We start from the raw sequence: 12,190 nt of genomic DNA, 5'->3' as shown, positions 1-12,190 counted from the left end.
TCTAATGAACACGCTGACATCCTCTTTGATTACGCTGGCAAATATATTGCTAAACGCCCGCACGATACGCGTGCTGATACTGTCCACTTTCAGCCTTTACTGGCTGGTACTACTCCATATCCCCTGGCCTAACAACGGCGATTACGGCATGAACCTGCCGATGAACCTGCTGTGCTGGGGCGTGATGTCCATGCTGTCGCTGCTGGTATGGCTTTTTTTGCGTACGGCAACCGTGCGTATTACACGCACCAGCATACTCATGCTGGCGAGCGCGGTTCTGTTTACGCTGCCGATCCTCTGGTCTCCTTCTGAAGGCTTACCGACTGCCCTACCCCGGCTGGTCGGGATCTGGGGCGGAGTGTTGTGTTACGTGACTCTGCTTCAGGTTCCTCTTCAGGAGAAAGAAACCACAGGGATTTTTTATCTGCTGGCTATCGCTGCCGTTGTGGAATGTCTGATTTCGCTGGCGGGGCTTTACTGCCCGGCGTATCTCCCCTTCCCGCTCAATAACCTGGCTGAAAATTATTCTGGCTACGCACCGGGTATATTTCAGCAACTGAATGTCACCGCTTCATTTCTGGCGACGGGGCTGGTCGCCCTGCTGTTTGTTCTTGCCGATGCTCGATGCGTCTGTTACCGGGTTCGCGCAGAATCGTATCGCCTGCTGTTTATTTGTGTCAGCATCATAGTGATATCGGCCACGCTGGTTGTGTTTCACTCACGCACCGGCTGGCTCGGCGGGTTAATCGGCATTCTGTGCGTATCGGTGATGTTCAGCCACCCGCGTTTTCGCGTTCGAACGACAAGTCGCCGCCGCCTGCTGGTGGTCCTTTTGCCGTTCGCGGGTGGGCTTTTAGGCATGCTGATGCTGAATCAGCCTCTGGACGCATCCCTCGCGCACGAAAGCTCCAGCAATCAGCGGATGTTAACCCTGGAGTACACGCTACGTATGATCGGCGTTCATCCTTGGCGGGGCTGGGGGTTAGGAATGTTTGAACCCGCCTTCCAGAATTTTATGGCCGCGCTGCCGTTCGATAATCCAAGCCGGGAAATGATGCAACACCCGCACAATGAGACGCTGTTTATCTGGGCGGAGGGCGGCGTGATTGCGCTGGCGGGCGGGCTGTGTCTCCTGTGGGGCTGGATAGTTCTTTTCCTGAGGCGAAAAAGCCTGTGGCAGTGGGCGGCACTGCTCACCACCTTGCCGATTCTGCTGCACACTCAGGTGGAGTTTCCACTCTATTATTCCGTGGCGCACTATTTTGCCATTCTGATTTTAATGGCCTCGGCAGACGGAGAACTCCGCACATTTCAGGTTCGCAGTTCGCGGTTACGTTGGCCGCTGGTGTTCATCGCACTGTATGGCTTAGTGCTTTCTGCACAGCTTTTTTTTGCCAGCATTGTGCTGGGAAATTTTGAGACGGGCAGACTTGCTTTCCCTGAGAGCATTACCGGTTTACACGTGCCGGGACTCATGCAGATGCGCTATCAGCGTGACCTTAGCCAGCTTCATTTGTGGCATTTCAACCAGACGGGCGATATTGATGAGCTGGAACGATACGCCAAAGAAAATGGTGAATGGATAAAATTGCATATGGAAGAGGACGCCTGGAACGATCAGGTTAATATTTTATTATTTTCACATCGTCAGGATGATGCAGAAAAATTAAAACAGCGGGCACATCGGCTAATGCCGTGGGACGTTAGATTTAAATCATAGGGGATCGAAATCTATTTCAACCGCGTTGATTAACGCGGTTTTTATATATTCAGGCAAGTCATAAATGCAGGTTTAAGTATTTTTAAACAGACTTTCCCTTCCTTCTGGTTATTATCACACCTGTAATTAAATCCAGTGATGAGCGCGGTACGGAAGTGCGCCGGTGGAAATTGTGGTTGAAGAGGGAAGAACGGTGGTAATGGCGCTGCCTAAACCCGAAAAACCGGTACCCGCTGAAGTCGTATCGAAACTGGCATTAAGGAAAGCGCGCGATCTGAAACGGTTTATGCAGCGTATTGATATGAAGCGCGGGTAAAACGTGAGGCCGGGCATCCTGCCCGGTTTGTCATATTGAAGGTCATTGGTAGGTCAGATTCAACGTTGCGGTGGTATTTGCAATGCCAGCTTTAATCTTATCTTTAGTTTGAATGTATCGAGCAGTAATAGGGAAAATTTCGTTTCCGCCAGCGGAATGTTTAATTTCCAGCCTTTCGTTTAATTTCAGCGGTTTATCATTATAAAGAAGCTGGACACCAATACCATCCGCAATTTTAGCATCGTCCTGGCCATGCCCCGTTAATGCCAAAATACTACTGTCTGATGAGTCGGGGTTTTGTACACCAGTCAATGTGAAATTGATATTCGCTTCAGGATCACAGTCTAGTTTTAAATCAACAGTTTTTACTTCCTGAGATACGGTTCCAGTAGATATAAACTGGGCCGATAAAACATTGCCAATTGGAAATGACAACGGACCTGAATTTATGGCACAGGCGACTTGTGTAATAACCGCAGGCGAATTTATGCTCCATGTCACATCCCCGTTTGTATTCTCATTATTCAAAGCATATACATGAGCTACACTCCCAGTTGCCAGAGATCCTGACGTAATATTTCCTGTTTTAATTAAATCCACAACAGGGGGATTAATTCCATAGCTCATGGCTGTTGAAAAATGATCCAAAAAAGTGCCTGGTGTAGGTGAAGCGTAAACGCCGCCATGCGACCACGTAGAGAAATAAAAACGAATGCCTACCCCTGGAACATTTGTATTATAAACATGCTCTATTGGTGCTGGAACAGCCCCTTGATAATTCATTGCAACATATATATCACAGTCAGTAATCCCGTAATAATACTCACCACCACTCATTTCACCGGCCACTGATGCAATAACAGTCCCAACAGGGGTATCTCGCTGCACTATTATATCATTAAAATGAACGTCATCTGTTGGACCAAAATAAGCATCTGCACTGCAAGCAAGTAAATGAGTTGAAAAAAACAGTGCAGATAAACATAAATAACGTAAAAAAGAGAACATAGAACACCTAAAAATTTGTGGACGCGGTTATATTATTAGCATAATCAAAAAAATCTACTATTTCTCTGTCCTTTCCAGCATTTTATTATGCGTAGTTGACTATAAACGTAACATATACATTCGCACTCCCCATCTCAACGTTATCGTCAACAGATACATAGCGCGCTGTAAACGCCAACTCAACTGATGTCTGGCCTGGTTCCAACGCAACACCCAAGCTTTGAGCACCCGGAGCGATCGGTTGGGCATTACTATCATAAATTCCCAGCGCAATACCTGTGGCCGCATCGGAACTGTGGTCGAGAGAATAGAGTGTATTGACTTGTGGGTCGGGTGTACCTGAAAAGGTAACAGAAGCTTCACTTGCCGCAGGCCCACAGTTAATAAGATTAATTGAGAAGGCCTTTTCTGGCGTTTGATTACCCTTCCTTGTAAACTGATTGACTGCCAGCACACCCATTTCAACGGTCTTATTTTGCGAGTCTGTAGCCAGCTCACATGTATTATCTTGTATTGTGCCAGATATAGTTACAGTACCATCATGTGCTTCAACATCAAATATGAATACGTTTAAAAGCAAGCACATTATAAAAAAACGCCTTGTGTTTTTCATTATAAAAACTCACTGATATATTAAATCAAAATACATCACAGCAGAGGCATCTCCTGGCGTCACCTGTGCTTTTGTCGACTTGTAACGCATTAGAAATGATAGCGTATTTTCTTCCCCGTCGAGCTCATATACCAATGGCTTTTCGCTATTAAATGGCAATGTTTTAAAATTATTATCGAGCAATTCAACTCCCACCCCCGTCGCTAACACCTTGTCTTTCCCAATATCGGTTATCGCCAACAAAGCAGGATTATCTTTATCCGTAACACCTGAAAAACTCACCTGAACATTTTTTAATTTTGAATAGCAATCTTTTAAATCAATATTCATAGCTTTGAATGCTGTGGTGCTTCCTACCGTAGGAAAATCTTTCCCAGAAAATACACCAATCATCACCGTCGGGGTCGGATATCGAACAGTACAACCACTGGCAATAATATTGCCCGCTATCGTTAACGTCGAATCTGCTGTCGATGCAAAGGGAACACAAAAAATCCCCCCCAGCAGCGTCAGAGTCACGACAAAAAAGCATTTCAAATTCAATTCCACCGTTTGCATCCTTTTTAATGGCAAATGACTTTCATCTGGGTAATGGCGGAATTCTCTGCATCAGCAGGGAGCTGGTAGTTCGCCCGGCACGTTTGCTCAGCCCCTTCTCCCCACTGCACCTGCAACTCACCTTTCGGTGCCAACCCGGACAAATACGCCTGTCCGTCATCTCCTACAATACTACCCATACCATTATCATTTCGTGTTACCGTCGCCCCAAAGGGAACTAGTTTGTTATTGTGCATCAACGTAAATAATGCCCGGCTTCCGACATGCGCCTGGAATGTTGCACGAACCAGTGCACCTCGCGTGGGTATAACGTCTACTACCGCGTTTTCAAGATCAACTTTGTCACCCAGTGTTGTGGTGTCCAGGCCTATACGGTTTTTACGGTAGGTCGTTGCGAAAGGCACAACAGCATATCCACGCCAGTCCGTTTTCACGCCGGTGGAGTTTTCAACCTTAACGTTATCCGCACCCGGCGCTTCAACCAGGACATTCGTTTCCCCTAGCGGCTGGCTCAGAGTAATGCCGTGTCGATGCGCCACGATGCCGCCCGCGACGCCGTAGGTCACCTGCTGAGAATTACTGCTGTCGTAGCTGTAACCTACGTTGGCATTACCATATCCGCCCTGATAAGCAAGGCTGGCATTACCGCTATTACCTGTACCCTGATTACCGTAGCCCTGCTGAACGCTGTAGCTCAGGTTATTGCCTTCCAGCAGAGTACCGCTGATCCCGGCGTTCTGGGTGACGCTACCGTGGTTATCGTGGTTCATGCTGTACGTCGCAAATGCGTTATTTGACGACGAGGCTCCCTGCGCTGAGAGCCATTTACCGATCGGTAACGACAGGTTAAATGCAATCATTTTGTCGGCTACGGGTTGGCCGGACATCTGGCTGTAGTTGTAGCTCAAACCGATATTAATATCCTTCCAGGTGGTGTTATAACCAAACTGCACCAGCGTATCTTTATCATCGTTATGCCAGTAACTTTGCTGGCTTCCGCTGAGATAAATGGAGCCAAAACCACCCAGTTGTTGAGAAATATTGACCTGCAACTTTCCGCGCTTGGTGTAATAGAGGTTGTAGTAGTCGAACCAGTGCGGCACATCGTTGTTATCATCATCATCCTCGTTCAGCGGATTGCTGTTATAGCCATCCATGTGCTTGTACGTAGTATCCGTAAAGGTGTAATAGCCTGACGTTGAATAGCGATAGCCCAATAACTGGAAGTTAGTTCCTATTTCGTTTAACGATTTTGCATAAAGCAAACGCAATGACTGACCGCTATGCTCGGTCTCATCAATAAGCGTACTTTGGGCGTGAGTGACATCCGCAGACAGCGCGCCCCAGTGGCCCATATTGACCCCCGTCCCGATCGCCATTGCCTTGTAATTGTCAGACAGCTGTGCGCCGCCATACAGCGTAAAACCATGCGGCAAGCCACAGCTTAATGTTCCTTGTGCGAAAGAGACTTGATCTTGCTGTTCGTTGCTGGTGCGGTACTTCGCGGCTGTGGCAGAATATTTCAGACGACCTTCGCGCTGTAGTAACGGGACGGCGGAATAAGGGACAGAATAGGAGGTAATAGCACCATCCTGCTCTTTTACTTCTACCGTCAAATCCCCGCTTGAGGATGTCGGAAAGAGATCGTCTATTGCAAAGGCGCCAGGCGCTACATAAGTCTGATAAATAACGTATCCGTTTTGTTTGATCGTCACCTGAGCGTTGCTTTTTGCAATACCGCGCACCGTTGGGGCGAAGCCTTTCAGGCTGTCCGGCAACATATTGTCGTCTGAGGCTAGCTGAACACCACGGAAGCTAACGCTGTCAAACACGTCACCACTGGTATAACTGTCACCCACCGTCAGTTCACTTTTCAGCGAGATGATCGTGCGTTCCAGAAAACCACTAATATGTTGCCACTGGCTGGTTGTCTCTCCATTACTACTGGTGCTACGGTTAAATGTAGAATAGTCACGATAACGCCATGCTCCCAGGTTAACGCCGCCGTTTAGCCCCAGAAAATTGCTGCTACCTTCGCCGCTGCTGTCTTTTCGTCTCGAGCCATTCAGGTTGTAGTTCAGAAGCAGGGCGTTGATCCCCTGATCCCATTTTTCCGGAGGAATGTAGCCCCGTGCGCTATTTTTAAGCGCAACCTGTGGCACACTGAGATCCAGGCGCTGCTTGCTAAAATCAAAACTGGCTTTAGCCCCCTCAATCAAAGTCGCGATGTCGATACACTGTCCGTCTACAGACTGTTTTCGGTCTTGCGGAATACTTAGATCGATACCCAGACCATCCAATACTTTTCCGGATAAACAGGCGGTTAAACCTGTATCATCGGAGGATGACGGGGCGCTGGAATTCTGCGTTTGCCGGGCCTGAAACTCGACATCATGACTGGTGATAAAATCATTATTGAGATAGATGTCTACGCGATATATCCCAGGGGCCTGGCTGCCGTCGTTTTCAAAGCGGGATAGATCGGCAACCTGATTTTCACCATCCGCCAAAAAAGCCGGATTAAAATAGTTCTCTGCATGCAAAACACCGGAAAATAAACCCGATCCAATAACTAACGCTAATGGAGATAACCGCCAGCGGACTGCATTAATCATTCGAGCTTGTTTTCGAAGTTTCATAACAACTTATGACCTGTCTGCATTACGCATTGCATGTTAATGCTGGGGTTACTGCGCCATAGTCATTCATGGTCTGGAAAGATATACTGCCCTGGGCATTATCCGGCGCCGTTACCTGAAGGTTACCCATTGGGGGAACCATGTTGTTCGGCAATGCTTTCCCTCCAACGCTGAATTTCACCAGCGAAACAAAATAGGGAGAAGGGTTTGTAATGGTGATGCTTTTTCCACTACGCTGGCAACGCAGCGTTGCAGGTGCATCCATTGATTTCATTTTTAAATGCGCAGGGCGAACAAATAATTTGATCACACTTTGCGTAGCGATCTGTAAGGTATTACCCTGGAGTTGTTTTTTATCGAGTGAAGGTATTGCTTTGTTATTGAAGTAAAATACTGACTCGCGATCTTCCGGAAGTTTTGGGCCTACGTACATGATGCGCAGAACGTTCGCTTTTTCAGGCTTCATCACAAACAATGGCGGCGTCACGGTAAACTGTGTGGATTTATTACCCTGCGGATCGGATACCCAAGATTGCACCAAAAACGTCTCTTTCTTATTGGTGTTAACAACATTGATGCTGGTTTGTTTTTCACCCAGCGGATAAATGATTCGGGTGGCCCCCAGCGCGATCCCTTCTGCATAAACTAAATGACTATTTCCCAAGCAGATCATTAATAAGAGCAACGTTGAAATAAAGGTTTTCATTTTAAAAATCCAAAAAAATAAAAAACATCCTGGTGAGTACTTATCCATTTTTACTTACTGATAAATCACCGAGAAAGTGACGGCCGCACTGGCATCCCCCGCCGTAACGGGCATCGATACAGAGCGATATCGGGCGGTAAACAGTAATGTGTTTTCTCCCGCAATCAGCGGCATTTTTGCGAGAGGTTGGCTATCAGGGATCACCTGGTTGCCTCTCATATCAAAAATACCAATTCCGACGCCCTTTGCAGCACCAGAGCCAAAACCTGCCTGAAAGACCTGTGGATCCTTAAGATCAGCCAGTCCGTTGAAGGTGACGCTTGCCGACTCGCTGGTTGAAGTGGCACAATTTTCAAGCTTAATCCAGAAGGTGACCGGTTCAGCCCAACTTCCTGGCCCTAAAAATGAACCGGTGCGGACTTGACCCATCATGACACTCTGGTCAAAACTCTGCGTATCAATTGAACATGAGCTATTAACCACAGCACCATAGAAATGCACTTTTCCCACGGTTGATATATCGCTACTAATACCTGGCTGAATCAATAGCAGTTGAATGAAAATTATCAGTGCTATCAGACGAAACATGTTTATCTCAATAAAAAAATAATGATGAAGCGCCAGAAATATCCCCCCCGGAATTCCAGAGGGGGATAAATAAAGCAATCAGGAATAGATGATCTGGAATGTTGCAACAGCTTCAACAGCACCCGCAGTTGGTTTATCGCCAGTTGTCAGATAATCAACACTCATAGGAATGGTGTTGTCGCCTTTTGACAGCGGAATGGTGTCAGATGCGGTACCAGAGTTAACATCCATCGCCTTACCATCTGGCCCAAACAGGCGCAAAGCCACGCCAGTTGCTCCGCCAGAACCTGCGGTGTTAGCCAAAGCACCTGCAGTTACAGCGTCAGACTGACCGCTGAAACTGATAGCGGCATTCGTATAAGTGCTGACATCGCAGTTAGTCAGGGTCACGTAGAACGGCTTAGACTGGCCAGAAACGGCATCTTTAGCGCCGAGGCTTTTCAACGTAATTTGATCAATATGGACAACCTGGTCTTCAGATTCCAGGGCAACAGCGCACGGTGCGTCTACCACAGAACCCATAAACTTAATATTACCACCGTTAACGGTCGTAGTGCTTGCCGCCTGTGCACAGGTAGCGCTTGCCATAATAGATGCCATAACTACAGCTAACATATGCTTCTTCATTTAAAACTCCAGATACCTATAATAAAAAAGAAAAATCCTGTTCTCACAAATAAAACATTATTTTTCAGCAAAAAAAAACTCAGCATGTTGTAACAATAATTTATTTACAAGGGTATTTTTACAATATTAACTTTTTAGTCAAAATGAAATACGATCCTTTCTTGGATCCTAAATAGGATATTGTTTAGAAGGACAATACCCTTAGCGGCACTTAGAATTACAGCATCAGCATGGAAAACTGTCTTTCCCATTAAGGAGACATATATTATCTCTCGGAGTTTTACCGTGAAAATTATTACTATTTTACTGCTTGGCTGCACTGTCGCCGCCACCTGCCAGATGGCTCACGCAACGGTCAATATTGGCGGAACACGCCTCGTCTATGCAGGTGCAAAAAAAGAAGTGTCACTCAGCGTTCGTAATCCAGACAGTAGTCCTTATCTTATTCAGACGGTTATCGATAATCTTGATAGTAGTCAGCAAAAACCGCCCTTCATTATCACCCCTCCGCTTTATCGCCTTGATGGAGGGAAAGAAAACCTAATGCGCGTTATCCAGTCAGGCAATCTTCCACAAGATAAAGAGTCCATGTTCTGGCTACGTGTTAAGGCAATCCCATCTGCGCCACGTGAAAAAAATACGCTACAGATTGCGGTATCAACCAGCATTAAACTGATTTATCGCCCGGACTCGCTGAAAAACCTGGACGTAGAGAAAGAAAGCGACAAACTCAGCTGGCATATCTCTGGCAACCAACTGGATATCAACAATCCGACGCCCTGCTACATTAATTTCAATGAAATAAGTGTTGCCGGAAAAAAACTTACGAATGTCTCCTATGCATCACCGGGCAAAACAACATCGTTTACGCTCCCTGCGGGAGTTAATTCCGGAAATATTCAATTCAGCGTCATTAGCGACTTCGGCGCTGTGGGCAAGATGCACTCAAAATCTGCTTAAATGGCCATTACTATGTTCAATGTAAAAAAATTCTTTTTATCATCAACAGCCTGTATTTTTCTTACTGTCGGCTCGGCTCACTCCGCGTTTGCCGCAGACCCAGTACAAATTACCGTAACGGGCAATATTGTCGCCTCACCTTGCGTAATCGATACGGGAAGTGAGTCGTTAAATATTTCTCTAGGCGACCAGTTGCAAAGCGCCGATCTGAACGCAGCAGGAAGCAGTTCTGCATGGGTACCAATTAACGTCGTTTTCAAAAGCTGTCCGGCGGGTACGTCAACGATAACCGCAACATTCCATGGCACAGCCGATGCTGGCGATCCTAACACGCTGTACAGCAACACGGCGGTAGATGCGGGAGAAGACAAAGCGGCTAAAAATATCGCTGTTCAGCTTGAAGGTTTGGCTAATGAAGCTTACGGCAATGGCAAAACGGCGACTATTGATATTGCCTCCGCAGGCACGACACCCACCTTTAAGATGCATACTCGCGCTTTCAGTAAAGACGGTGGCGCGACACCGGGAAAAATCAGCTCCGTTATCACGATGTCATTCACGTATAACTAACAAACGGGTTTTTCTCCCGGATACGGCTCAAGGATGGTCGTTTCCGGTCTTTTTTTCATTGTAGGGTGCTGAAAGGGATATCATGATTTTCTCTCGCTTTGCGTCTTTGCTGGCTGCATTCAACGCGGTTTCCTCATCGCCTGTACGTTAAACATCCTTCATCCTCTCAGCCTCTATTAAGATAACGTGTTATATATTGCGTGTGCCCATGGTGTCATTTATAACCTTGTTCTCACTTCCACTACTTTTATCAACCTCTGAAATACTCTTAGCGATATTTCTCAGGGTATGTTGTACGCTATGAAACCTGAAAATTATATTATAAAACTTATACATGAACTCTCTGAACCGGAGCGCGTCAGGGTAGGACACCAACGGCAAATCATTTCATTGGATCAGCATGAAAAACCAATGACATTCATACTCCATTCCGGCATCGTCGCCGTCTACCGCACGAGAGACCGGCTTCTGCTGAAGTTTATCGAAGCCCCGATGATCGTTGGTATGAATAATCTTATTGATACCAATGCGGGATTTTATATGCAGGCCTGCGGTGAAATTAGATATGAAATCAAACCGCTAAAATCTACATTTGCAATTATTAACAATCGCAATCTTTGGCAGGAGGCCGCCTATTCGTATATGTACGCCATTAAACGGTTACTGGAAGCTCATGAAACTTCGGTTGGGTTGTCTACTTATGAGTTAATTCGCCTTAATCTTGTGTCACTGATGACAGAGAAGGAAGACCTTCGTCTGTCTGTTAATGCCTGTGACTACATACAGGAAAAGACTCATCTTTCGCGCAGTCGAATTATGAAGATCCTGAGCGATTTGAAAACAGGCAACTATATTAAAATTGAACGTGGGCTCTTAATGGCAATAAACAGGCTTCCGGATAACTACTGACCCGGGAAACCAGGTTTATTTGTTCTGCACCGCCAACCATGCCATTGCTCTTTCCCCCGCCTCATCCACGGGCAGATACACCAGCAGCCGCGATCCGTTTCGCGGCGCGGAGTACCAGTACATCTGCTGCAGCGTAAAATCCCCCAGCTCGGGATGGGTAAACAGCTTGAGCTGGTTCTCCACGCCGCGCACGTCGTTGCGCTGGTGCCACAGGGTTTTAAACTCTTCCGACACCGCAAAGAAGCGCGCCAGTTTGGCCTCCCACAGCGGATCGCCCCGGTGCTCGGCCATCGCCGCCCGGAAATAGGAGACAAATATGGGCAGCACATCGTCACGTCTGCCGAGACGCGCGCGCCACGCCGGATGGGTGAGGAACAGGTAAATACAGTTACGGTCTTCCGGCGGAATTTCATTGAAATCGACGCCCATAAGGTGCCCGAAGCTGTCGTTCCACGCCACGATGTCGAAATTCGGTTTCTGAATGCTGGCGGGTTTAGGCATCAGCGTATCCAGCAGGCGGCGCGTGCCCTCGCTGATACCCTCGCAGCAGACCGCCTGCGGGGCTTCACCCGGCGGCAGCCCGGCTAACACGAACAGGTGTCGGGCCTCGGTCGGAGTGCATTGCAGCGCTTTTGCCACAGCCGCCATCACCGCGCTGGACGGATTGACGTCCCTGCCCTGCTCAAGCCAGGTGTACCAGGTCACGCCCACGTCCGCGAGCATCGCCACCTCTTCACGGCGCAGACCCGGCGTGCGGCGGCGACCGCTGCGCGGCAGGCCGAGACGCTGCGGATCGAGGCTTTCGCGTCGCGCGCGTAAAAATGCCCCCAGCTGTTTTCGGGTGTCATCCTGAAGTGAGACGACGGGTTCAGACATCAAGGCCATAAATCCCCCTGCATGGTAGTGCCAGTACCAGTATAAGCAAGAACTGGTACCCGTTTATCAGATGGTTGATGCTACGACCATCTGTTGAATG

At 47.6% G+C, this 12,190-nt stretch carries 13 protein-coding genes; 5 read left to right on the top strand and 8 right to left on the bottom strand.

Annotated features, from left to right (window positions below; translation table 11 throughout):
• Positions 1 to 4 precede the first annotated feature (4 nt).
• Together UR289_RS01235 and UR289_RS01230 are read left to right on the top strand one after the other, a co-directional pair.
• Entirely contained in the window at positions 5 to 1,720 is a 1,716-nt protein-coding gene (locus UR289_RS01235; protein ID WP_320709028.1) for an O-antigen ligase family protein, read from the top strand.
• A 163-nt stretch (positions 1,721 to 1,883) separates the two neighbouring features.
• Positions 1,884 to 2,036 carry a hypothetical protein gene (locus tag UR289_RS01230; protein WP_214538193.1) on the top strand — a complete coding sequence of 51 codons (153 nt, stop codon included), beginning with the start codon at positions 1,884 to 1,886 and terminating at the stop codon, positions 2,034 to 2,036.
• Positions 2,037 to 2,078: 42 nt separating this feature from the next.
• Here UR289_RS01230 and UR289_RS01225 read toward each other — a convergent pair whose 3' ends face one another.
• The 7 genes from UR289_RS01225 to UR289_RS01195 form a co-directional block, all read right to left on the bottom strand.
• On the bottom strand, positions 2,079 to 3,044 hold the full coding sequence (locus UR289_RS01225) for a fimbrial protein (RefSeq protein ID WP_320709025.1): 966 nt from the start codon (positions 3,042 to 3,044) through the stop codon (positions 2,079 to 2,081).
• Between the two features lie 85 nt (positions 3,045 to 3,129).
• A complete protein-coding gene (locus tag UR289_RS01220; RefSeq protein ID WP_033144845.1) occupies positions 3,130 to 3,657 on the bottom strand; it encodes a fimbrial protein in 528 nt (175 codons plus the stop codon).
• 9 nt (positions 3,658 to 3,666) lie between these two features.
• Entirely contained in the window at positions 3,667 to 4,206 is a 540-nt protein-coding gene (locus UR289_RS01215; RefSeq protein ID WP_049015676.1) for a fimbrial protein, read from the bottom strand.
• 14 nt (positions 4,207 to 4,220) lie between these two features.
• Entirely contained in the window at positions 4,221 to 6,854 is a 2,634-nt protein-coding gene (locus UR289_RS01210; protein WP_320709021.1) for a fimbrial biogenesis usher protein, read from the bottom strand.
• Positions 6,855 to 6,876: 22 nt separating this feature from the next.
• Positions 6,877 to 7,608: a fimbria/pilus periplasmic chaperone gene (locus UR289_RS01205; RefSeq protein WP_223998124.1), complete on the bottom strand. Its 732-nt coding sequence runs from the start codon at positions 7,606 to 7,608 to the stop codon at positions 6,877 to 6,879.
• Between the two features lie 6 nt (positions 7,609 to 7,614).
• Positions 7,615 to 8,148 carry a fimbrial protein gene (locus tag UR289_RS01200; RefSeq protein ID WP_050595273.1) on the bottom strand — a complete coding sequence of 178 codons (534 nt, stop codon included), beginning with the start codon at positions 8,146 to 8,148 and terminating at the stop codon, positions 7,615 to 7,617.
• 78 nt (positions 8,149 to 8,226) lie between these two features.
• Positions 8,227 to 8,775, bottom strand: coding sequence for a fimbrial protein (locus tag UR289_RS01195; RefSeq protein ID WP_320709018.1), 549 nt, complete (start codon positions 8,773 to 8,775; stop codon positions 8,227 to 8,229).
• Positions 8,776 to 9,060: 285 nt separating this feature from the next.
• Between UR289_RS01195 and UR289_RS01190 the strand changes: the two genes are divergently transcribed.
• From UR289_RS01190 to UR289_RS01180, 3 genes are all read left to right on the top strand, one after another.
• Positions 9,061 to 9,735 carry a molecular chaperone gene (locus UR289_RS01190; RefSeq protein WP_259678406.1) on the top strand — a complete coding sequence of 225 codons (675 nt, stop codon included), beginning with the start codon at positions 9,061 to 9,063 and terminating at the stop codon, positions 9,733 to 9,735.
• A gap of 12 nt (positions 9,736 to 9,747) precedes the next feature.
• Positions 9,748 to 10,305, top strand: a complete 558-nt coding sequence (locus tag UR289_RS01185; RefSeq protein WP_166670500.1) for a fimbrial protein — start codon at positions 9,748 to 9,750, stop codon at positions 10,303 to 10,305.
• 300 nt (positions 10,306 to 10,605) lie between these two features.
• A complete protein-coding gene (locus UR289_RS01180) occupies positions 10,606 to 11,214 on the top strand; it encodes a helix-turn-helix domain-containing protein (protein WP_158002599.1) in 609 nt (202 codons plus the stop codon).
• 15 nt (positions 11,215 to 11,229) lie between these two features.
• On the opposite strand, the gene UR289_RS01175 is transcribed toward UR289_RS01180, so the two are convergent.
• On the bottom strand, positions 11,230 to 12,099 hold the full coding sequence (locus UR289_RS01175; protein ID WP_087822131.1) for a helix-turn-helix transcriptional regulator: 870 nt from the start codon (positions 12,097 to 12,099) through the stop codon (positions 11,230 to 11,232).
• Positions 12,100 to 12,190 lie beyond the last annotated feature (91 nt).

The sequence above is a fragment of the Enterobacter sp. 302C9 genome, from assembly GCF_034106085.1.
Classification (GTDB): Bacteria; Pseudomonadota; Gammaproteobacteria; order Enterobacterales; family Enterobacteriaceae; genus Enterobacter; species Enterobacter asburiae_B.
The sequence above is the reverse complement of the archived record's forward strand: the minus strand, read 5'-3'. Positions and strand labels throughout refer to the sequence as shown.